Genomic DNA, 21,504 nt, shown 5'->3' with positions numbered 1-21,504 from the left:
GTCCGGAGGAAACCCTCTTGTCCCCTTCTTGTGCTCTTCCTGCCTTGTTCCGGCCTTCTTCTAGTCCTCGCTGCCCGCCGCGGGGAGCTTCGTCTGGATGAGGTCCATGACGGTGGAGTCGGTCAGGGTGGTCACGTCACCCAGTTCCCGGTTCTCGGCGACGTCGCGCAGCAGGCGGCGCATGATCTTTCCGGAGCGGGTCTTGGGGAGCTCCGCGACCGGCAGGATGCGCTTCGGCTTGGCGATCGGGCCGAGAACGTCTCCGACGTGGTTGCGCAGTTCGGCGACGAGGGTGTCGGTCTCGGAGGCGGTGCCGCGCAGGATGACGAAGGCGACGATGGCCTGCCCGGTCGTCTCGTCGGCGGCGCCCACGACGGCCGCTTCGGCGACGGAGGGGTGGGAGACGAGGGCGGACTCGACCTCGGTGGTGGAGATGTTGTGCCCGGAGACGAGCATGACGTCGTCCACGCGCCCGAGCAGCCAGATGTCGCCGTCGTCGTCCTTCTTGGCGCCGTCACCCGCGAAGTACTTGCCCTCGAACCGGGACCAGTACGTGTCGAGGAACCGCTGGTCGTCGCCCCAGATGGTGCGCAGCATGGAGGGCCACGGCTCGGTCAGCACGAGGTAGCCGCCGCCCCCGTCCGGCACTTCGCGCGCCTCGTCGTCGACGACGGTCGCGGAGATGCCGGGCAGCGCCCGCTGCGCGGACCCCGGCTTGGTCTCGGTCACGCCGGGCAGCGGGGAGATCATCATGGCGCCGGTCTCGGTCTGCCACCAGGTGTCCACGATGGGCGTCACGTCGCCGCCGATGTGCTTGCGGTACCACATCCACGCCTCGGGGTTGATCGGCTCGCCCACCGACCCCAGCACCCGAAGGGAGGAGAGGTCGAACTTGGCGGGGATGTCGTCGCCCCACTTCATGAACGTACGAATCGCGGTCGGCGCCGTGTAGAGGATCGTCACCCCGTACTTCTGGATGATCTCCCAGAAGCGGCCCTGGTGCGGGGTGTCCGGTGTTCCCTCGTACATCACCTGGGTCGCACCGTTGGCCAGCGGTCCGTACACGATGTACGAGTGCCCGGTGACCCAGCCGACGTCGGCCGTGCACCAGTAGACGTCGGTCTCCGGCTTGAGGTCGAAGACGGCGTGGTGGGTGTAGGCGGCCTGGGTGAGGTAGCCGCCGGAGGTGTGCAGGATGCCCTTGGGCTTCCCTGTCGTACCGGAGGTGTAGAGGATGAACAGCGGCTGCTCGGCCTCGAACGCCTCGGGCGTGTGCTCGGTGCTCTGCTGTTCGACGACGTCGTGCCACCACACGTCCCGGCCCTCGTGCCACTCGACCTCCTGGCCGGTGCGGCGGACGACGAGCACGTGCTCCACGTTGTCGACGCGGTCGACGGCCGCGTCGACGGCGGGCTTGAGCGCGGACGGCTTGCCGCGCCGGTAGCCGCCGTCGGTGGTGATGACGATCTTGGCGTCGGCGTCCTGGATACGGGTGGCCAGCGCGTCCGCGGAGAACCCGCCGAAGACGACACTGTGCGCGGCGCCGATTCGGGCGCAGGCGAGCATCGCGATCGCCGTCTCCGGGATCATCGGCATGTAGACGGCGACCCGGTCGCCCTTCCCGACTCCCAGCTCCAACAGGGCGTTGGCGGCCTTGGAGACCTCGTCCTTGAGCTCGGCGTAGGTGATCGCCCGGCTGTCACCGGGCTCCCCCTCGAAGTGGATGGCGACCCGGTCGCCGTTCCCGGCCTCGACGTGCCGGTCGACGCAGTTGTACGCGACGTTGAGGCTGCCGTCCTTGAACCACTTGGCGAACGGCGGGTTCGACCAGTCCAGCGTCTCGGTCGGCTCGGTGGCCCAGGTCAGCCGGCGGGCCTGCGCGGCCCAGAAGCCGAGCCGGTCAGCCTTGGCCTGTTCGTAAGCCTCCGCCGTTACGTTGGCGTTTGCGGCCAGCTCGGCGGGTGGCGCGAACCTGCGCTCTTCCTTGAGCAGGTTGGCCAGGCTTTCGTTGCTCACGACATCTCCCTTACGGTGCTCTGCCGGGGCGACCGTTGTGTCCCAGGCCACAGCTCATCAGACCGGGGGGCCCGCTGACAAGGGCCGACGGAAAATTGGTTTAGACCTTTAAATCTTCTCGGGCCTCTTCCGCCGGCGCGCCTCTTCGAGAGGGGCACAACCAAGGTCACGTACGTGACGGTCGCCTGGTTCACCCCTCCCCGTCAGGCGGACAGTCCGGCCGCCCGCACATGATCGAACACCTCGTCGCCGCCCACCATCCCGGTGAGCAGATACGCCTGCGCCTCACCCACATGGAAATACATCCCCTGCAGATCGAGTACGCCCTCCCGCAGCGCCCGCGCCACCGACTCGTGCGCCCTCAGGTGCTCCAACTGCTGGACCACATTGGTCAGACAGAGCTGTTCGACCGCGTCGGCGGGCGCCCGCCCGGCGAGCCGCGCCCAGGGCCGGGCCTTCGAGGCCATGCGCTCCAGGCTCGGCAGCCCGTGCCGCAGCCACCGCCTGAGCGGGGTCCGCGCCCCGTCGGGCTCCATGTTCAGCAGTGCCTGCATGGCCCCGCACCCGGAGTGCCCGCACACCGTGATGGACCGCACCTTCAGCACGTCGACCGCGTACTCGATCGCTGCCGCCACCGAGTCGTCCCCGCTCTCCTCGCCGGGCAGCGGCACCAGGTTGCCGACGTTCCGTACGACGAACAGGTCACCGGGGCCGCTGGAGGTGATCATCGAGGTGACGAGGCGCGAGTCGGCACACGTCAGGAACAGCTGTGAGGGCTGTTGTCCCTCGCGCGCCAGCCTGGCCAGCTCGCCGCGCACCAGCGGTGCGGTGTTGCGCTGGAACGCGCTGATCCCGCGCGCGAGTTGATGCCCGCTCGGCTCGACGGCACCGACCGATCCCGCGGAGTCGGCCGGGTCGGGCGAGCCGGAGGAACCGGTCCGGCCGCTCTCCTCGCCGGACCCGTCCTCCGTCTCCCCGCGCGCCGGTCCGGACTCCGGGCCCTCGCACTGGTGGTTGCGCCAGGGCGTCCAGGGCCGGCAGCGGCAGTCGGAGGCGTCCGCGGGCTCGGCGATACGTGTCCCTGCCCGGCCGGTCACCTCGACGGTGCCGCCCTGTGCGGTGTGCGTGTTCTGCCAGTCCTGCAACGATTCGAACGCCGCGTGGTCCATGAACGACCCGTCCAGCTCCACGACGGCGTCGGCCCCCTGGGGCACGAGGTGCAGGGTCCGGCTGAGCCGGGGCACCGCGAGGAACGTCAACTGTCCTCGGACGTGTACGTAATGGATGCCCCCTGTCTCGTCGTGTCTGACTTCGTAGGTGATCCGGGTGCGGGCGAGGCGGTTCAGGGCGACGGACACGGCGACCGCGACGCCCAGCGTGACTCCTTCGAGGACGCCGAAGACGACGACGCCCAGGGTCGTCACCGCGTAGACCAGGACCTCGCGGTGGCGGGTCACCGTGCGAATGTGGTGCAGGGACACCATCTGGATGCCGACGGCCATCACCAGGGCGGCGAGTGAGGCGAGCGGGATCAGCTCCAGGATCGGAACCATCAGCAGCGCGGCGACTACTACGAAAACGCCGTGCAGCATCGTGGAGTTCCGGCTCACGGCACCGGCTTGCACATTCGCCGAACTCCGCACGGCCACCCCCGCGACCGGCAGCCCGCCCAGAACCCCGGACACGATGTTGGCGGCGCCCTGGCCGAGCAGTTCACGGTTCAGGTCGGAGCGGCCGACGCGGGCCGAGGCTCCTGGCAGACCGGCACCTCCGGCCAGCAGTTCGGGCCGGGAGGCGACCAGTTTGTCCACGGCGACCGCGCCGAGCAGCGACTGCACGCTGCACACCAGTGTGGTGGTGAGCACGGCGGCGATGACGCCGAGCACGGGCCCTTCGGGCAGCCCTGCCAGCGCGTGGCTGCGCCAGGACGGCAGGTCGACCTTGGGCAGGCTCAGCCCGGCGAGCGCGGCGACGAGTGTGGCGCCGCTGACGGCTACGAGCGCGGCCGGCACCTTGCGCAGCACGCTCCCCGCCCGGCCGGGAAGCCGTGGCCAGGTCAGGAGCAGAGTCAGGGTCAGCACGCTCATCGACACGGCGGCGGGATGCAGGCCGGCCAACTGGGCGGGCAGCGCGCGGACGTTGTCGAGGACCGAGCTCTCCGGCGTATCCCCGAGGACGATGTGCAGCTGGGCCACGGCGATGGTCACGCCGATCCCGGCGAGCATGCCGTGGACGACGGCGGGGCTGACGGCGAGCGCCGTGCGGGCCACGCGCAGACAGCCGAGGCCGAGTTGGGCGAGCCCGGCGAGGACGGTGATGGCGCAGGTCGTACGCCATCCGTACCGCTGGATGAGCTCGGCGGTGACGACGGTGAGCCCGGCGGCGGGGCCGCTCACCTGGAGCGGGGAGCCGCCGAGCCGTCCGGCGACGAGTCCGCCGACGGCGGCGGCGACCAGGCCGGCCTGGAGCGGTGCGCCGGTGGCGAGGGCGATCCCCAGGGAGAGGGGCAGGGCGATCAGGAAGACCGCGATGGAGGCCGACACATCAGCGCCCGCGATGCGGAAGCGGCGGGGCGGTGTCGGCGGCTGTGGGGGGCTGTGTGGCTGGTGCATGCGCTTCGTCCGAGTCCGGTCGGGGGCGCGAGTGGGGACGCAGGCAGACATGTTTCCCGTCTCCTCCGGGGCAGCGCGGTCGCGGAACAGGTGGTCCCCCCGTCGATGGCGGGGGGTCGGGTCGCGGCCGTGGGTCACGGCGTGCAAGCGGCGGGATTTTCAACGCTCGGTAAACGGATCGTAATGCACAGTAAAGGGCGTGTATGTAATTTCGGGGCAAATGGGTTAATAAATCACTCTGGCGAGTGAACTGAACTTTTGATCGGCTTGTCGTACTAATTCCTTCCTGGTCTCCATGCCACCTTGACGGCGCCGCGCCCGAAAGCGCCGGCCCGAACGAAGGAAGAGGTGGGCGGACATGGCCGTCACCAAGAGGATCGCCGCGGGCGTCGTGGCCGTCGCGGCCTGTGCCGCGTCACTCGCCGGCTGCGGGGCGGGAACCACCGGCTCCTCCGGTGTGAAGGAAGGCACGCACGGCGCCAAGAAGGCGGCGCCGGCCCCGGCACCCAAGAGCGCGGTCCGGCTGATCGGCGACGGCTCCACCGCGTACACCGGAGCCCAGCCCTACCAGCCAAGGCCCGAGCGGCTCAAGCCCGGCCAGAAGCCGCCGCAGTTCGTCGTCTTCTCCTGGGACGGCGCGGGCGAGGACAGCCAGCGGCTGTTCTCCCGCTTCCGCAAGGTGGCCAAGGCCAACAAGGCGACGATGACGTACTTCCTGAGCGGCGTGTACCTGCTCCCGGAGGACAAGCGCGACCTCTACCGGCCGCCCCAGCACTCGCCGGGCCGCTCCGACATCGGCTTCAACGACGAGCAGGGCATCGCCGACACCGTGAAGCAGTTGCGGCTCGCCTGGCTGGAGGGCAGCGAGATCGGCACCCACTTCAACGGCCACTTCTGCGGCAGCGGGGGTGGGGTCGGCGAGTGGTCGGTGGAGGACTGGAAGGACGAGATCGCCCAGGCGAAACGTTTCGTGAAGTCCTGGAAGACCACCACGGGCATGAAGAAGGCTTCCCCGCTGCCCTTCGACTACGAGAAGGAACTCGTCGGCGCACGAACGCCATGCCTGGAAGGGCAGAAGAACTTCATGAGCGCGGCCCGCGAACTGGGCTTCCGCTACGACACGAGCGGGGTCAACGACCAGCTCTGGCCCGCGAAGAAGCAGGGCCTGTGGGACCTGTCCATGCAGCTCGTCCCGGTCCCCGGCCGCAGCTTCGAGACGCTGACCATGGACTACAACTTCTACATGAACCAGTCCGGTGCGCGTACGGGCGCCGAGGGCCGGCACGAGTACTGGGGCGACCAGTTCCGCGACGGTCTCCTCAAGGGCTTCGAGCGCGCCCACGACGGCAACCGCGCGCCCTTGCTCATCGGCAACCACTTCGAGTCCTGGAACGGCGGCGTCTACATGCGTGCCGTCGAGGAGGTCATCGAACGCGTCTGCACGAAGGCCGACGTCCGGTGCGTCTCCTTCCGGCAGCTCGCCGACTGGCTGGACGCGCAGGACCCGCAGACGCTGGCGAAGATGCGCACGCTGGGGGTCGGTGAGGCTCCGAAGGGGGGTTGGGAGGCCTTCCTGGCCGGGCGCCCGGCCCCGGCACCCAAGGGGGTACCGGGGGCTCCGGCGGCCAAGCGGTAGCGCTCCGCCGGGTGCGGGTCGTTCGCGGCGGGTCGTTCGGGGCGGTTTGCCGGGTGCGGGTCGGTGAGGGCTGGTCGCGCAGTTCCCCGCGCCCCTATCGGGGCGCTGCGCGCACCCGACCTCAGACGGTGGTTGCCGCCGGCTCCTCGCCCAGTACGAAGCCGGGGTCGACCTGGGCCGCCAGGTCGACCCCGGTGCGGGCGTTGGCCCAGGAGTGGGCGTTCTTCAGGTGGAAGTGGACCATCTGGTGCGTGTAGCGCTCCCAGTCACGCAGCTCGTACGTGGCGTCGACGGCCGTGTGCAACCGGCGCAGGGAACGGCGGTTGGTGTCCTCCAGGAACTCGAACCGGGAGAGCCGGCCCTTCTCCAGGGCGCGTACCCAGTCCGAGTGCCCGACCGTCTCCAGAAGGTCGTCCCCGACCTCGGCGCGGAGGAAGTCGAGGTCGTCCTGACCCTGCACCTTGTTGCCGACGACCTTCAGGGTGACCCCGAAGTCCTGGGCGTACTCCTTGTACTGGCGATAGACGGAGACTCCCTTCCGGGTCGGTTCGGCGACGAGGAACGTGATGTCGAAGCGGGTGAACAGGCCGGACGCGAAGGAGTCGGAGCCCGCGGTCATGTCGACGACGACATACTCGCTCGGGCCGTCGACGAGATGGTTCAGGCACAGCTCCACCGCGCCCGTCTTGGAGTGGTAGCAGGCCACTCCGAGATCGGCTTCGGTGAACGGGCCGGTGACCATCAAACGGACGGCGCCGCCGTCGAGTTCCACCGGCCGCGCACAGGCGTCGTACACCGGATTGGTCTCCTGGATCCGCAGCAGCCGCGAGCCCTCGCCGGGTGGCGTCGTCTTGATCATCGCGTCGGCGCAGGCGATGCGTGGATTCGCACCGCGGAGGTACTCCTTGATCAGCTCCATCCGCTCGCCCATCGCGGGCATCGCGGCGGCCTCGGAGTCGTGGAGGCCGAGCGCGGCGCCCAGATGCTGGTTGATGTCGGCGTCGATGGCGAGGACCGGCGCGCCGGAGGCGGCGAGGTGACGGACGAACAGGGAGGACAGCGTGGTCTTGCCGCTGCCGCCCTTCCCGACGAAAGCAATTTTCATGTTCACTAACGGTAGTGCAGTGATCGCCAAGAGTGTCCAGGGGGCGTGAGGAAGTCCACTCCTTCGTGGGTTGGCTCCCCGGAGTGCGTAGGGTCGTACTCATGAGTACGACAGACGCGAACGCCGACCCGCTCGCGGCCCTGGGATCACTTCCCGGGGTGGCCGATTCCGTGGAGTCCGTACGCAAGGCCGTGGACCGGGTCTACGGACATCGCATCATGCGGCGGCGCAGCAACGAGATCACCGGCGAGGCGGCACTGCGCGGTGCGCGCGGCTCCGCGGCCCTCTCCGGCGCCGACTGGGCGCTCGAAGAGGTGCGCCGGCGCACCGACTTCAGCGGTGACGACGAGGCCAGGGTCGTCGGCGCTGCCCTCCGGCTGACCGCGGAGGCGGGCCAACTCCTGTCCATCTGGCGTCAGTCGCCGCTGCGCGTGCTGGCCCGGCTGCATCTGGTCGCCGCCGCGGGTACGGGCGACGAGGTGGGGCGTCCGCGGCAGGACGGTGAGCCGGTCGACGAGCCGACGGTCGAACTGCCGCTGCCGAGCGCGGCCGAGGTGTCCGGGCGGCTGGAGGGGCTCGCGGAACTGATCATCGCGGGAGGCTCGGCCCCTGCCCTGGTCACGGCCGCCGTCGTGCACGGCGAACTCCTCGCACTGCGTCCCTTCGGCTCCCACAACGGCCTTGTCGCGCGCGCGGCCGAGCGGATCGTCCTGGTCGGCAGCGGCCTCGACCCGAAGTCCGTGTGCCCGGCCGAGGTCGGCCACGCGGAACCGGGTCGCGCGGCCTATCTGGCGGCCCTCGACGGCTATGTCTCCGGCACTCCGGAGGGTATGGCGGCGTGGATCGCCCACTGTGGCCGGGCGGTCACCCTCGGGGCGCGTGAATCGGTGGCCGTGTGCGAGGCGCTGCAACGCGGGGCGGCATAGGAACGGCATAGGAAAAGAACGGCAGAGGGAACGGCGGAGGAAGCGAAAAGGCCCTCCGCGGAGGGCCTTCAACGGGATGCGGCGGTACGAGGATTCGTACCGCCGCCAGCATGTCCACCCGGGTTACCAAGCGTCCTCGGAGTATTGCCCATCAGGTCGGGAACTCTGCCCGTAACCTGGTGCGGCTGGCCCGTAATCGACGGGTCGACGTCGCGTGGGTGCCCAGTGTTCATGCTAGGTCCGTGGGGCCAAATGCGTTATTAGGGTGATCCTTTCGGATGTCCTTGGTCTCGCGGGCCGTTGAGTCCTTTCTACTCCTGGACCGCGGCAAGCGGAAGCCCTGACTGCACTTCTTTACTTTTGTCCTCAAACGGGACTGAATCGGGCGCTGGTGTGCCGGATGTCCCTGGGTGGGCCGGGAGGGGCGACTCAGACGATCGTCGGTCGGCGCCTGCTCGCGTACCAGACGAGACCCGCCGTGGCCGCCGCCGCGCCTATCGCGGCGGCGGCGACCAGGGCCGGACGCGGCGGTACGGAGAGCGCGGGCAAGCGCTGCTTCAGCCTGACCGGACGGTGGAAGTCCAGGATCGTCCATCCACGGGCGACCGCTTCCCGGCGCAGTGCGCGGTCCGGGTTCACGGCGTGCGGATGGCCGACGGAAGCCAGCATGGGGACGTCGGTGATGCTGTCGCTGTACGCGTAGCAGCGAGCCAGGTCGTATCCCTCGGACTTGGCCAGCTCCTTGATCGCCTCGGCCTTGGTGGGCCCGTACGCGTAGTACTCCACCTCGCCCGTGAAGCAGCCGTTGTCGCCGACGACCATGCGTGTGGCCACCACCCGGTCCGCGCCGAGCAGTTCACCGATCGGCTCGACGACCTCCGCGCCCGACGTGGACACGATCACCACGTCACGGCCGGCGGTGTGGTGCTCCTCGATGAGGGAGGCCGCCTCGTCGTAGATGATCGGGTCGATCAGGTCGTGCAGCGTCTCGGCGACGATCTCCTTGACCTGCTGGACGTTCCAGCCGCGGCACAGCGCGGACAGGTACTCGCGCATACGCTCCATCTGGTCATGATCGGCACCGCCCGCCAGGAAGACGAACTGGGCATAGGCGGTACGCAAGACGGCCCTGCGGTTGATCAGACCGCCTTGGTAGAACGACTTGCTGAACGTGAGCGTGCTCGACTTCGCAATGACCGTCTTGTCCAGGTCGAAGAAGGCGGCTGTGCGGGGCAAGGAGTGGTTTTCCACGAGGCTGAGCATATGCGCCCACCATTCGGCGTAAGGTGTGGCGCGTGGGTTTGCCTGGGAAGGCTCTCGGGTACACCATGGAAGTCACGGATCGTTCGCGACCGTGCTAACCCGGTCCGGCTCCTCCCCCCCCCGAGTCGAACCGAGGGGACGACCCCCGCTCTCCCCCCCGGCGGGGGTCGTCGCATGTCCGGGCAGGTTTTCTCTCTCCCCAAGCACACTTTTCGCGGCCGTGGTGCCGTCCGAGGCGGCTCAGGCCGCCTCTTTCGTATGCCCGCATGTCGTCACTTTGGGTAACTGAAGCGCTGCTCTGTGGAAAGTGGCACAGCCGTCACCTGTTTGGGTGAGAGCGATATTCACAACCATCGAGTTGTCCACAGATTTCAACCAAGATCCACACGATTTCCGGGTTCGCCGCACCGTGATTCCAGCGCGTCCAGTCGGCGGCCAGTTCATGGCCGGTTCCGTTTGTCGGACGCGTTTGGCCGGTTTCTGTCGGCCGTTCATAGCGAAGGGGGCCGGAAATCATGGCTGGAGCCATCACACACGACAACGATCAGCCCGCGGCAGAGGGGCGGCAGAGCGGACCGCTGATCGTCACCGAGGACGCCGACCTGCTGGACGACCTGCTGCGCCTGTGCGCGGCGGCCGGTGCCACACCCGAAGTGCACCACGGGGTGCCCGAACGAGGCGGTGGCTGGGAGGCGGCACCGCTCGTCCTGGTCGGCGACGACGCCGTACGGCGGGTCCGTGGGGCGGCGCGCCGCCGGGGAGTGGTGCTGGTCGGGCGGGACCAGGACGACTCCGGGGTGTGGCGGCGAGCCGTCGAGATCGGCGCCGACCACGTCCTGATGCTGCCCGACGGCGAGCAGTGGCTCGTCGACCGGATCGCCGACGTCGCCGAGGGGGTCGGAAGGCCGGCGCTCACCGTCGGCGTCATTGGCGGCCGGGGCGGGGCCGGAGCGTCCACGCTGGCCTGCGCGCTCGCCGTCACCTCCGCGCGCGAGGGACTGCGCACCCTGCTCGTGGACGCGGATCCACTGGGCGGCGGACTCGACGTACTCCTCGGCGGCGAGACCGCCGACGGACTGCGCTGGCCGGCCTTCGCCGCCTCACGCGGCCGGGTCGGCGGCGGCGCCCTGGAGGAGTCGCTGCCGAAACTGCACTCCCTGAGGGTGCTGAGTTGGGACCGCGGAGACTGCGTGGCCGTCCCGCCCCAAGCGGTACGGGCGGTGCTCGCCGCGGCCAGACGGCGCGGCGGCGCGGTCGTCGTCGACCTCCCGCGGCGCATCGACGACGGCGTCGCGGAAGTCCTCGCCCAACTGGACGTCGGGATCCTGGTGGTCCCCGGCGAACTGCGCGCCGTCGCGGCAGCCGGCCGGGTGGCGTCCGCCGTCGGTATGGTCCTGCGCGACCTGCGCGTGGCGGTACGTGGGCCGTACTCGCCGGGACTGGACGACCACGAGGTGGCCCGGCTGCTCAACCTGCCTCTGGCAGGCGAGGTCCCCGTCGAATCGGCCCTGGCACGCCCGCACGAGGGCAAGGCGCCGCCGGGAGCGGCCGCACGCGGACCACTGGCCCGGTTCTGCACGGTGTTCTGGGAGCGGGCGCTGGCCGAGGCGGGCAGCGTATGAACGGCGTGCGCTGGGACGAGGGTCCGGGGGCGTCCGCCGGGCTGCTGGACGGCGTACGGCAGTGGCTGGCCGAAAGCGGGGCCGAGGCGACACCCGCGCGTGTGGCGCAGGCCCTGCGGGAGCAGGGGCGGGTGCTCGGGGACGCCGAAGTGCTGGGCGCCGCCGAGCGGTTGAGGTCGGAGCTGGTCGGCACCGGCCCGCTGGAGCCGCTGCTCGCCGATCCGTCGGTCACCGACGTGCTGGTGGCGGCCCCGGACCGGGTGTGGGTGGACCGGGGCGGCGGACTCGAACTGACCGCCGTCTCCTTCCCGGACGCCGGTGCCGTACGACGGCTCGCGCAGCGACTCGCCGCGGTAGCCGGACGGCGGCTCGACGACGCCCGGCCGTGGGTCGACGCCAGGCTGCCCGACGGGACCCGTCTGCACGCGGTACTGCCCCCGGTGGCCGTCGGCTGCACCTGCCTGTCACTGCGGGTGGTACGGCCGCGCGCGTTCACCCTGGACGAGCTGATGGCCGCGGGGATGATGCCGCCGGGCGGCGACCGGGTGCTGCGGGCACTGCTCGACGCACGGCTGTCCTTCCTGATCAGCGGCGGTACGGGGTGCGGGAAGACAACCCTCCTGAGTGCCCTGCTCGGGCTGGTCGGCCCGGGCGAGCGGATCGTGCTCGCCGAGGACTCGGCGGAGCTGCGGCCCGACCATCCGCACGTCGTACGGCTGGAGACCAGACCCGCCAACCAGGAGGGCGCGGGCCTGGTGACGCTCCAGGACCTGGTGCGGCAGGCACTGCGGATGCGGCCGGACCGGCTGGTCGTCGGGGAGGTCCGGGGCGCCGAGGCGCTCGACCTGCTGGCTGCCCTCAACACGGGTCACGAAGGGGGCTGCGGGACGGTCCACGCGAACGCCGCGACGGACGTGCCGGCGCGGCTGGAGGCGCTGGGTACGGCCGCGGGGCTCGACCGGGCCGCGCTGCACAGCCAGTTGGCGGCCGCGCTGTCGGTGGTCCTCCATCTCGTCCGCGACCGGGCCGGGCGGCGCCGGATCGCCGAGGTGCATGTGCTGGAGCGGGACCCCTCGGGGCTGGTGGTGACGGTGCCGGCGCTGCGGTGGGGCAGGGAGGCGTTCGCGTACGAGCGGGGGTGGGAGCGGCTGCGGGGGCTGCTCCGCGCCGGCGGCGACAAGGGGCAGGGGAGTGAAGGCACGTGACGGGGACGGGCGGGCTTGCGGTGGGCGCGGCCGGGGTGTGCGTCGGGGCGGTCTGCTGGCTGCTGGGCGGGCGGTGTCCGGGAGCGCGGCGGGCGGAGTTGCTGCTCGCCGGAGGCGGGGCTGTGGGGACCGGACCGCCTCCGTGGGCACGCGCGGTCGGTGAACTACGGCGGCTGCGCGGGCGGTTGCGGGCCGAGTGGTGTTCGGTGGCCGTCGGGCTCGTGGTGGCGCTGCTGGGGGCCTCCGTGGTGCCGGCGCTGGTCGGCGCGGCCGGGGTGCCGCTGTTGCGCCGGGTCAGGCTGGCCGGTGAGGTGCGCCGGGCGAGGGAACGACGGGACGACGAGGTGATCGCGCTCTGCGGTGCGCTCGCCGGTGAGGTGCGCGCCGGGCGGCAGCCGGGGGAGGCGCTGCTGCGGGCGGCACGCGACTCCGGCGGCCTCGGTGAGGCGCAGGCGTCGGTGCTGGCGGCGGCACGGTTCGGCGGGGATGTCCCCGGGGCGCTCGCCGCGGCGGCCCGACAAGCGGGCGCGGAGGGGCTGTTGGGCCTCGCGGCGTGCTGGCGGGTGGCCGTGGACCAGGGGGCCGGACTGGCGGCCGGACTGGATCGCCTCGAAGGAGCCCTGCGCGCCGACCGGGATCAGCGCGCCGATCTGCGTGCTCAGTTGGCGGGCGCTCGGTCGACGGCGGTGATGCTCGCCGGTCTGCCGGTGCTCGGCCTGGTCCTGGGCACGGCTCTGGGCGCCGACCCGCTGCACGTGCTGCTGCACACCGGCGCCGGACTGGGCTGCCTGCTGGTCGGCGGGGTGCTGGAGGGCGTGGGCCTGTGGTGGGCGCTGCGGATCGTGCGGGGAGCGGAGGCGGCATGAGGGCCGGGAAGTGTGTGACGACATGGGCCGTCTCGGTACGGCTGTCGAGCGTGTTCGGAGAAGGGAGTTGGTGTGAGCGCGGAAGTTTTCCACAGGCTGGGGGTGGCGCTGGGGGTCGCGTTGGCCCTGGCGTGGCTGCTGCGGTGGATCGCGTCGGTCCGGCGTGAACGGAGGGTGCGCCGCAGGCTGGCCCGGCTGCTCACGCTGGAGGCGGAGCGGGAACGCGGCCCGGCAGGACGGTGGTTCGGGGCGCGGGGTGCCGCACGGCGGTGGCTGCCCGTGGCGGGTGCGGTGAGCGGCGGGTGGGTGCTGGTCGGTGGCATGGCCGGCGTCGTGGTGGGGCTGGTCGCCGGGTTCGGGCTGTGGCGGTGGCGGCTGCGGCGGACGGACGGTGATGCTGCGGCGGGCGTCGACGCTGCCGAGGCGGCCCGGCAACTCCCGCTCGCAGCCGATCTGCTGGCTGCGTGTATCGCGGCCGGCGCCGGCCCGGTGGTCGCTGCCCAGGCGGTGGGCGAGGCGTTGGCGGGGCCGGTCGGGGAGGCGCTGGCGCGGGGTGCGGCAGAGGTGCGGCTCGGCGGCGAACCTGCCGAAGCCTGGCGGAGGCTGGCGTCGATACCGGGTGCCGGCCCCCTGGCGAGGCTGCTGGAGAGGGCCGACGAGTCGGGCGTACCGGCGTCCGGCCCCGTCGCACGCCTCGCCGCAGACACCCGCGCCGACTGGGGGCGCACGGCGACGGAACGGGCCCGGCGGGCGGCCGTCATGGTGACGGCACCGGTGGGGCTGTGTTTCCTCCCCGCCTTCATCGCGGTCGGCGTACTGCCCGTGGTGGTCGGGCTGGCGGACGGGTTGCTGGGCGGGGGTGGTGAATGACGCGAGCGGTGCGGGTTCAGGAGCAGGCCGTCAAGGGCCGTCATCAACAGCAAGTCATCGACAACAAGTCATCGACAGAGTTGCAAATTACGGGAGTTGAGATGTTCGCAGTGGTGCGGGGACAAGTGTTGGCCCTGGTGTGCAGGACGCGTGCGGTGCTGGTGGAGCGGAGGGATGCCGGAATGGTGACCTCTGAATATGCTGTTGGCATTATCGCGGCAGTGGCCTTCGCCGCGGTGCTCTACAAGGTGGTGACGAGCGGGCAGGTCAGCTCGGAGTTGCAGGCCATCGTGAAGAAGGCCCTCGATGCGAAAATGTGAACGCCTGGGCCGGGACCGGGGGTTCGTGACCGCAGAGGCTGCCGTGGTGCTGCCGGCGCTGGTGCTGTTCTCGATGGCGCTGGTCTGGGCGCTGCTTGTCGCCGCCGCGCAGATCCAGTGTGTGGACGCGGCCCGGGCCGGTGCCCGGGCCGCCGCCCGCCAGGACCCGCCCGACGCGGTCGCCGCGGTGGCCCGGGGCGCGGCCCCGCGCGGGGCGGAGATCGCCGTCAGCAGAGAGGGCGACCTCGTGCGCGTGCGGGTGGTGGCGCGGCCGCCGGGGCTGGGTGGCCTCACGGTCGATGTGGCGCACGAAGCGGTGGCGTTGGCGGAGGAGACGGTGGGGGTGGGCGCGTGAGGCGTCGGGGAGGCGGGTGGCCCGCCAGGCTCGTCGGAGCTGTCTCCGCGCGCTCGGCCCGCTCCGACCGTGGCTCCGCGACGGTCTGGAGCGTGGGCGCCATCGCCGTGCTCTGTGTGGTGTTCGGCGTTGTGCTCGCCATCGGGCAGGCCGCTGTCGTCCGGCATCGGGCCGCTGCGGGGGCGGATCTGGCGGCGCTCGCGGCGGCGGACCACTGGCCGGAGGGCGACTCGGCGGCCTGTGCGCGGGCGGACCGGGTGGCCGCGGCCCAGGGCACCCGGCTCGTGCGGTGCGCGATGGTGGGTGAGACGTCGGACCTGACGGTGATGTCCGGACAGGGCCTGTTCGAGGCGGAGGTCAGGTCGAGAGCGGGTCCACCAGGGCCCCCTGGCCCGCTGAGACCGACCTGAGCCGACTCCGTACACCCGCCCCACCCGGACCCCCTGTACGGAGGCCCGTAGGGACGCTCCGGGCGGGTGCTAGCCCTTCTCGTCCGGAGCCTTCTCGTCCGGCGCCCCCTGCAGCAGAACCGTCAGCAATCGCACCGCTCCCCGTTTGTGCAGGGGCTCGTTGCCGTTGCCGCACTTGGGGGACTGGATGCAGGACGGGCAGCCGGCGTCGCACTCGCAGGAGGCGATGGCCTGGCGGGTGGCCGTCAGCCAGGAGCGGGCCGTGTGGAAGGCGCGCTCCGCGAAGCCCGCTCCGCCCGGGTGGCCGTCGTACACGAAGACCGTGGGGAGGAGGGTGTCCGGGTGGAGCGGGACGGAGACGCCGCCGATGTCCCAGCGGTCGCAGGTCGCGAAGAGGGGCAGCATGCCGATCGACGCGTGTTCGGCGGCGTGCAGGGCGCCGCCGAGGATCTCCGGGTTGATGCGGGCCGCGTCGAGCTGGTCCTCGGTGACGGTCCACCACACGGCACGGGTGCGCAGCGTACGCGGAGGGAGGTCGAGCTTTGTCTCGCCCAGGACTTCACCGGTGATGACACGTCGGCGCAGGAAGGAGACGACCTGGTTGGTGACCTCGACGGAGCCGTAGCAGAGGCGGCCGTCGCCCCAGGGGATCTCGGTGTCCGTCTCCAGGACGGCGATGGACGTCGTGTCGCGGGCGACCGTCGAATACGGGGGGTTCGCCTCCTCGACGAGGGCGACCGAGTCCGCCAGGTCGAGGGAGCGGACGAGATAGGTGCGGCCCTGGTGGAGGTGGACCGCGCCCTCGTGCACGGCCGTGTGCGAGGCGCCCGCGTCGACCGTGCCGAGCAGCCGTCCCGTGCCCTCCTCGACGATCTGGACCGGGTTGCCGCCACCGCCTCGGATGTCGGCCAGGTCGGCGGCCCGCTCACGGCGTGTCCAGTGCCAGGCGCTGGTGCGGCGGCGGAGCAGCTTCGCGGCCTCCAACTGCGGGAGCAGGGCTGCCGTTTCCGGGCCGAACAGCTCCAGGTCATCGTCGGTCAGGGGGAGTTCCGCCGCCGCCGCACACAGGTGGGGGGCCAGGACGTACGGGTTGTCCGGGTCGAGGACCGTCGACTCGACGGGCTGGTCGAACAGGGCCTCCGGGTGGTGGACGAGGAAGGTGTCCAGCGGGTCGTCGCGGGCGACCAGGATCGCCAGCGCGCCCTGCCCGGCACGTCCCGCGCGGCCCGCCTGCTGCCACAGGGAGGCGCGGGTGCCCGGGTAGCCGGCGATGACGACGGCGTCCAACCCCGAGACGTCGATGCCGAGTTCGAGGGCGGTGGTGGCGGCGAGGCCGAGGAGCTCGCCGGAGTGGAGGGCCTGTTCGAGGGCTCTGCGTTCCTCGGGGAGGTAGCCGCCGCGGTAGGCGGCCACGCGCCGGGCCAGCGAGCGGTCGACCTCGGACAGCCGTTCCTGGGCGATCACCGAGATCAGCTCGGCGCCGCGACGGGAGCGTACGAAGGCCACCGAGCGCACGCCCTGGAGAGTGAGGTCGGTCAGCAGGTCGGCGGTCTCGGCGATGGCCGTGCGGCGGACGGGCGCGCCCTTCTCGCCGTGCAGTTCGGTGAGCGGCGGTTCCCAGAGGGCGAACACCAGTTCACCGCGAGGTGAGGCGTCGTCCGCGACCTCGATCACCGGGAGGCCCGTCAGACGGCCTGCCGCGACGGACGGTTCGGCGGCCGTGGCGGAGGCGAGCAGGAAGACGGGGGAGGCGCCGTAGCGGGCACACAGGCGGCGCAACCGGCGCAGGACCTGGGCGACATGGGAGCCGAAGACGCCGCGGTAGGTGTGGCACTCGTCGATGACGACGTACTTGAGCGACTTCAGGAAGGAGGCCCAGCGGGGGTGGGACGGGAGTATCCCCCGGTGGAGCATGTCCGGGTTGGTCAGGACGTAGTTCGCGTACTGGCGCACCCACTCGCGCTCCTCGACGGGAGTGTCGCCGTCGTACACGGCAGGTCGTACCGCGTTTCCCAAAGGTTGTGAAAGTTCCTTCACGGAACGTCGCTGGTCGGCTGCGAGGGCTTTGGTCGGCGCGAGGTACAGGGCGGTCGCCCCCCGGCCGTTGGGGGCCTCGGAGCCGTCCAGAAGGCACGAGAGGACCGGTACGAGGTACGCGAGCGACTTGCCCGAGGCGGTGCCTGTGGCGACGATCACGTTGTCGCCGTCCAGGGCGTGCTCGGCGGCCAGTGCCTGGTGGGCCCAGGGGTGTTCGATACCGGCTGCCTGGACGGCCGCGATCACCTCGGCGCGAATCCGGTCCGGCCAGACGGCATGACGGCCCGCACGCGGGGGCAAGTGCTCCGTATGAGTGATGCGCGAAGCCCGGCTCGGCCCCGAGGCGAGCCGGTCCAGGATCGTGCCCGGATCGGGTCGCGAGGCGGCGAAAGCCGAGGGTCGTTCGGATCGGTGATTCTTGGCCATCGGCATCGAGTGTGTCACTGGCGTGACGGACAATGGGCCCAAGGCGTCGTGCACGCCCTGCGGTAAGTGATTGAATGCCATCGCGGCTGGCGAACCGTCCTGGGGACTCTGCCGAGGTGTCCCTTGGGATGACCGCTCGATAGCAAGGTGCTGGAGGATCCGTGGACCTGTCCCTGTCGACCCGTACCGTCGGCGATCGTACGGTCGTCGAGGTCGGTGGCGAAATTGACGTTTATACCGCGCCCAAGCTGCGTGAGCAGCTGGTCGAGCTGGTCAACGACGGGAGTTTTCACCTCGTCGTCGACATGGAGGGCGTCGACTTCCTCGACTCCACCGGGCTCGGCGTGCTGGTCGGCGGCCTGAAGCGTGTGCGTGCCCATGAGGGCTCGCTGCGCCTGGTGTGCAACCAGGAGCGCATTCTGAAGATCTTCCGTATCACCGGTCTGACCAAGGTGTTCCCGATTCACACCTCGGTCGACGAAGCGGTGGCGGCCACCGACTGACGGCCGTTTACCGGACGCGTGTGCGGTCACCCGTAGACGCGTCCGGCGACGGAAGAAGTTAACGAGGGGGGTCCGGGTCTCGGCGATCCGACCCCCTGACCGCACGCCCGTATTTTGAGGGGGATGCATGGCCACCGTTGAACTCCGCTTCAGCGCGCTGCCCGAGCACGTCAGGACCGCCCGACTGGTGGCGGCAGCGGTGGCGCGCAGGGCCGGAGTGGACGAGGCCGTACTCGACGAGGTGCGACTCGCCGTCGGTGAGGCCTGCTCCCGTGCCGTCGGACTGCACCAGAGCGGCGGCATCTCGGAGCCCGTGTGGGTGACGCTGACCGAGGAGGAGAAGCTGTTCTCCATCGAGGTCGGAGACGAAGCACCCCGCTCGGCTCCCGGTGACAACGCTTCGGGCGCCGACGGCGGCGTGGACGTGGATGCCGAGGAGGACGAGATGGGCCTCGCGGTCATCAGCGGCCTCGTCGACGACGTCGAGGTCACCGCGGGGGAGAACGGCGGATCGATCCGCATGAGCTGGCCGACCACGCCGCCGGCCACGCTCCTCTCCTGACGCCCGACCCGCCTCACCCCCGTACAGCCTCAAGGGCCCTGCTGAGCAGGGCCCTTGGCGTTTTTATGGCGTGATCCCAGAATTAGTGAAGGTATTCACGATCCCTTCGTGAAGGTATTCACGATCCGTTGCGCGAAAACTCGATCAAGCATCAATGCGCCTGCGGCATTACGCCATGTGGGTCAATGGATCACCCGGGGATCTTTCAGGGAACTTCCGCCGATCATTTGCTGAATAGCATGGGGCGATCTATTCCGTTTCCGCGTACTGTTTTGATCAGCTTCCGGTACCTACAATCCCGTCCACATCTTGAGCTCAGCCCAAGCGTCAAGGAGGACGAATGGCGGGGCTTTCTACCCCTCATCGGTTCGACCAACCCACAACCTTCGCAGCCGCGGTACTGACCGACGACAACCGACTGATCGTGATGGTCATCGGCGTCGTCGCCCTGGCGGCGCTCGTGGTCGCCGGGGTGCTGGTGCGCCAGGTGCTCGCGGCGGGCGAGGGCACCGACAGCATGAAGGAGATCGCCAAGGCGATCCAGGAAGGCGCGAACGCCTATCTGGCACGGCAGTTGCGCACGCTCGGCGTATTCGCCGTGATCGTGTTCTTCCTGCTGATGCTGCTACCTGCGGACGACTGGAATCAGCGCGCCGGACGGTCGGTGTTCTTCTTGATCGGCGCCGCGTTCTCGGCGGCCACCGGTTATATCGGCATGTGGCTCGCCGTGCGCAGCAATGTGCGTGTCGCCGCCGCGGCACGGGAAGCGACACCGGCGGAAGGTGAGCCGGAAAAGGATCTCACCGACGTCTCTCACAAAGCGATGAAGATCGCTTTCCGTACCGGCGGCGTCGTCGGCATGTTCACCGTGGGCCTCGGCCTGCTGGGCGCCTCCTGTGTCGTGCTGGTGTACGCGGCCGACGCGCCGAAGGTCCTCGAAGGGTTCGGCCTCGGTGCGGCCCTCATCGCCATGTTCATGCGTGTCGGCGGTGGCATCTTCACCAAGGCCGCCGACGTAGGCGCCGACCTGGTCGGCAAGGTCGAGCAGGGCATCCCGGAGGACGATCCGCGCAACGCCGCGACCATCGCCGACAACGTGGGCGACAACGTCGGCGACTGTGCCGGTATGGCGGCCGACCTCTTCGAGTCGTACGCCGTGACGCTCGTCGCCGCGCTGATCCTCGGCAAGGCCGCCTTCGGCGACGCCGGACTCGCCTTCCCGCTCCTGGTGCCCGCGATCGGCGTCCTCACGGCGATGATCGGCATCTTCGCGGTGGCGCCGAAGCGTTCCGACCGCAGCGGCATGAGCGCGATCAACCGCGGATTCTTCATCTCCGCTGTGATCTCGCTCGCACTCGTCGCGATCGCCGTCTTCGTCTATCTGCCGTCGTCGTACGCCGATCTGGAGGGAGTCACCGACGCGGCCATCTCCGGCAAGGGCGGCGATCCGCGGATCCTCGCGCTTCTCGCGGTGGCCATCGGCATCGTGCTGGCGGCCCTGATCCAGCAACTGACCGGCTACTTCACCGAGACAAACCGACGACCCGTACGGGACATCGGCAAGAGCTCCCTCACCGGCGCGGCCACCGTCGTCCTCGCCGGCATCTCCATCGGGCTCGAATCGGCCGTCTACACCGCCCTGTTGATCGGCCTCGGTGTGTACGGGGCGTTCCTGCTCGGCGGTACGTCCATCATGCTGGCGCTGTTCGCGGTGGCACTGGCCGGCACCGGCCTGCTCACCACGGTCGGTGTCATCGTCGCGATGGACACCTTCGGGCCCGTCTCCGACAACGCGCAGGGCATCGCCGAGATGTCCGGCGACGTCCAGGGCGCGGGCGCGCAGGTGCTCACCGACCTGGACGCCGTCGGCAACACCACCAAGGCCATCACCAAGGGCATCGCCATCGCCACCGCGGTCCTGGCGGCCTCGGCGCTCTTCGGGTCGTACCGCGACGCGATCACGACCGCGGCACGTGACGTGGGCGAGAAGGTCGGCGAGGGCGGGCCGCTGAACCTGGTGATGGACATCTCGCAGCCCAACAACCTGGTCGGTCTGATCGCCGGCGCGGCGGTCGTCTTCCTGTTCTCCGGGCTGGCGATCAGCGCGGTCTCGCGGTCGGCGGGTTCGGTCGTCTACGAGGTGCGGCGGCAGTTCCGCGAACACCCCGGGATCATGAACTACACCGAGAAACCGGAGTACGGACGCGTCGTCGACATCTGTACGAAGGACGCGCTCCGGGAACTCGCCACACCCGGGCTGCTGGCTGTCCTGGCGCCCATCGCCATCGGGTTCACGCTCGGTGTCGGCGCGCTCGGCGCCTTTCTCGCGGGCGCGATCGGCACGGGCACGCTGATGGCGGTGTTCCTCGCCAACTCCGGTGGCGCGTGGGACAACGCGAAGAAGCTGGTGGAGGACGGCCACCACGGCGGCAAGGGCAGCGAGGCCCACGCGGCGACCGTCATCGGGGACACCGTCGGCGACCCGTTCAAGGACACCGCGGGCCCGGCCATCAACCCACTGTTGAAGGTGATGAACCTGGTCGCGCTGCTCGTAGCGCCCGCGATCATCAAGTTCAGCTACGGCGACGACGAGAACCTCGCACTGCGCATCGTCATCGCCGTCCTGTCGATCGCGGTGATCGTGGGTGCGGTGTACGTCTCCAAGCGGCGCGGGGTCGCCGGGGAGGACGAAGGGGAGGAGGCGGAGCGGGCGGCCAAGTCGGCTGATCCCGCAGTGGTTTCGTAGCCCGAGCAGGGTCCGCGGACCGCG

General features: G+C 70.4%; 17 protein-coding genes. 12 read left to right on the top strand and 5 right to left on the bottom strand.

Translation table 11 applies throughout. The features are described from left to right. Positions 1-60: 60 nt before the first annotated feature. Together acs and OHN74_RS18660 are read right to left on the bottom strand one after the other, a co-directional pair. Complete coding sequence (gene acs / locus OHN74_RS18665; RefSeq protein WP_327695687.1) at positions 61-2,016, bottom strand: acetate--CoA ligase; 1,956 nt, start codon at positions 2,014-2,016, stop codon at positions 61-63. 203 nt (positions 2,017-2,219) lie between these two features. Beyond that, the gene (locus OHN74_RS18660) at positions 2,220-4,679 is read right to left on the bottom strand and encodes a bifunctional SulP family inorganic anion transporter/carbonic anhydrase (RefSeq protein WP_327695686.1); all 2,460 of its coding nucleotides are present in this window, start codon (positions 4,677-4,679) and stop codon (positions 2,220-2,222) included. Positions 4,680-4,986: 307 nt separating this feature from the next. Between OHN74_RS18660 and OHN74_RS18655 the strand changes: the two genes are divergently transcribed. Continuing rightward, entirely contained in the window at positions 4,987-6,264 is a 1,278-nt protein-coding gene (locus OHN74_RS18655) for a hypothetical protein (protein ID WP_327695685.1), read from the top strand. 121 nt (positions 6,265-6,385) lie between these two features. Here the strand turns inward: OHN74_RS18655 and OHN74_RS18650 are convergent, their stop codons facing one another. Then, positions 6,386-7,369: an ATP-binding protein gene (locus OHN74_RS18650; RefSeq protein ID WP_327695684.1), complete on the bottom strand. Its 984-nt coding sequence runs from the start codon at positions 7,367-7,369 to the stop codon at positions 6,386-6,388. Positions 7,370-7,470: 101 nt separating this feature from the next. Here OHN74_RS18650 and OHN74_RS18645 point away from each other — a divergent pair, with 101 nt between their 5' ends. Then, positions 7,471-8,295: an oxidoreductase gene (locus OHN74_RS18645; RefSeq protein WP_327695683.1), complete on the top strand. Its 825-nt coding sequence runs from the start codon at positions 7,471-7,473 to the stop codon at positions 8,293-8,295. Positions 8,296-8,724: 429 nt separating this feature from the next. On the opposite strand, the gene OHN74_RS18640 is transcribed toward OHN74_RS18645, so the two are convergent. Next, on the bottom strand, positions 8,725-9,558 hold the full coding sequence (locus OHN74_RS18640) for an HAD family hydrolase (protein ID WP_327695682.1): 834 nt from the start codon (positions 9,556-9,558) through the stop codon (positions 8,725-8,727). A gap of 515 nt (positions 9,559-10,073) precedes the next feature. Between OHN74_RS18640 and ssd the strand changes: the two genes are divergently transcribed. The 7 genes from ssd to OHN74_RS18605 all read left to right on the top strand — a co-directional run bounded on the left by ssd (position 10,074) and on the right by OHN74_RS18605 (position 15,206). After that, on the top strand, positions 10,074-11,180 hold the full coding sequence (ssd, locus tag OHN74_RS18635) for a septum site-determining protein Ssd (RefSeq protein ID WP_327695681.1): 1,107 nt from the start codon (positions 10,074-10,076) through the stop codon (positions 11,178-11,180). Further along, entirely contained in the window at positions 11,177-12,385 is a 1,209-nt protein-coding gene (locus tag OHN74_RS18630; protein WP_327695680.1) for a TadA family conjugal transfer-associated ATPase, read from the top strand. Before ssd ends, OHN74_RS18630 begins: the two co-directional genes overlap by 4 nt. Beyond that, positions 12,382-13,251: a type II secretion system F family protein gene (locus OHN74_RS18625; RefSeq protein WP_327695679.1), complete on the top strand. Its 870-nt coding sequence runs from the start codon at positions 12,382-12,384 to the stop codon at positions 13,249-13,251. The genes OHN74_RS18630 and OHN74_RS18625 overlap by 4 nt, the downstream gene beginning before the upstream one ends. Before the next feature lie 72 nt (positions 13,252-13,323). After that, entirely contained in the window at positions 13,324-14,121 is a 798-nt protein-coding gene (locus tag OHN74_RS18620) for a type II secretion system F family protein (protein WP_327695678.1), read from the top strand. A 101-nt stretch (positions 14,122-14,222) separates the two neighbouring features. Beyond that, positions 14,223-14,441, top strand: coding sequence for a DUF4244 domain-containing protein (locus OHN74_RS18615; protein ID WP_327700177.1), 219 nt, complete (start codon positions 14,223-14,225; stop codon positions 14,439-14,441). Beyond that, entirely contained in the window at positions 14,428-14,796 is a 369-nt protein-coding gene (locus OHN74_RS18610) for a TadE family type IV pilus minor pilin (protein ID WP_327695677.1), read from the top strand. Before OHN74_RS18615 ends, OHN74_RS18610 begins: the two co-directional genes overlap by 14 nt. Continuing rightward, the gene (locus OHN74_RS18605; protein WP_327695676.1) at positions 14,793-15,206 is read left to right on the top strand and encodes an Rv3654c family TadE-like protein; all 414 of its coding nucleotides are present in this window, start codon (positions 14,793-14,795) and stop codon (positions 15,204-15,206) included. The genes OHN74_RS18610 and OHN74_RS18605 overlap by 4 nt, the downstream gene beginning before the upstream one ends. 69 nt (positions 15,207-15,275) lie before the next feature. On the opposite strand, the gene OHN74_RS18600 is transcribed toward OHN74_RS18605, so the two are convergent. Next, positions 15,276-17,750, bottom strand: coding sequence for a DEAD/DEAH box helicase (locus tag OHN74_RS18600; protein WP_327695675.1), 2,475 nt, complete (start codon positions 17,748-17,750; stop codon positions 15,276-15,278). Between the two features lie 80 nt (positions 17,751-17,830). Here OHN74_RS18600 and bldG point away from each other — a divergent pair, with 80 nt between their 5' ends. From bldG to OHN74_RS18585, 3 genes are all read left to right on the top strand, one after another. Then, positions 17,831-18,172 carry an anti-sigma factor antagonist BldG gene (gene bldG / locus OHN74_RS18595; RefSeq protein WP_005475923.1) on the top strand — a complete coding sequence of 114 codons (342 nt, stop codon included), beginning with the start codon at positions 17,831-17,833 and terminating at the stop codon, positions 18,170-18,172. A 127-nt stretch (positions 18,173-18,299) separates the two neighbouring features. Then, positions 18,300-18,734 carry an ATP-binding protein gene (locus OHN74_RS18590; RefSeq protein WP_327695674.1) on the top strand — a complete coding sequence of 145 codons (435 nt, stop codon included), beginning with the start codon at positions 18,300-18,302 and terminating at the stop codon, positions 18,732-18,734. A 340-nt stretch (positions 18,735-19,074) separates the two neighbouring features. Continuing rightward, positions 19,075-21,480, top strand: coding sequence for a sodium-translocating pyrophosphatase (locus OHN74_RS18585; protein ID WP_327695672.1), 2,406 nt, complete (start codon positions 19,075-19,077; stop codon positions 21,478-21,480). Positions 21,481-21,504: the final 24 nt, after the last annotated feature.

This window comes from Streptomyces sp. NBC_00459 (assembly GCF_036013955.1).
Taxonomy (GTDB): domain Bacteria; phylum Actinomycetota; class Actinomycetes; order Streptomycetales; family Streptomycetaceae; genus Streptomyces.
This window is presented reverse-complemented; position numbering and strand designations above follow the sequence as displayed.

Excerpts from the sequence above, each read along its gene's own strand:
- OHN74_RS18650 (WP_327695684.1), bottom strand. The coding sequence starts at position 7,369 with ATGAAAATTGCTTTCGTCGGGAAGGGCGGCAGCGGCAAGACCACGCTG.
- OHN74_RS18585 (WP_327695672.1), top strand. The coding sequence starts at position 19,075 with ATGGCGGGGCTTTCTACCCCTCATCGGTTCGACCAACCCACAACCTTC.
- OHN74_RS18660 (WP_327695686.1), bottom strand. The coding sequence starts at position 4,679 with ATGTCTGCCTGCGTCCCCACTCGCGCCCCCGACCGGACTCGGACGAAG.
- OHN74_RS18630 (WP_327695680.1), top strand. The coding sequence starts at position 11,177 with ATGAACGGCGTGCGCTGGGACGAGGGTCCGGGGGCGTCCGCCGGGCTG.
- OHN74_RS18610 (WP_327695677.1), top strand. The coding sequence starts at position 14,428 with ATGCGAAAATGTGAACGCCTGGGCCGGGACCGGGGGTTCGTGACCGCA.
- ssd (WP_327695681.1), top strand. The coding sequence starts at position 10,074 with ATGGCTGGAGCCATCACACACGACAACGATCAGCCCGCGGCAGAGGGG.
- OHN74_RS18590 (WP_327695674.1), top strand. The coding sequence starts at position 18,300 with ATGGCCACCGTTGAACTCCGCTTCAGCGCGCTGCCCGAGCACGTCAGG.
- OHN74_RS18645 (WP_327695683.1), top strand. The coding sequence starts at position 7,471 with ATGAGTACGACAGACGCGAACGCCGACCCGCTCGCGGCCCTGGGATCA.
- OHN74_RS18655 (WP_327695685.1), top strand. The coding sequence starts at position 4,987 with ATGGCCGTCACCAAGAGGATCGCCGCGGGCGTCGTGGCCGTCGCGGCC.
- OHN74_RS18615 (WP_327700177.1), top strand. The coding sequence starts at position 14,223 with ATGTTCGCAGTGGTGCGGGGACAAGTGTTGGCCCTGGTGTGCAGGACG.
- OHN74_RS18600 (WP_327695675.1), bottom strand. The coding sequence starts at position 17,750 with ATGGCATTCAATCACTTACCGCAGGGCGTGCACGACGCCTTGGGCCCA.
- OHN74_RS18640 (WP_327695682.1), bottom strand. The coding sequence starts at position 9,558 with ATGCTCAGCCTCGTGGAAAACCACTCCTTGCCCCGCACAGCCGCCTTC.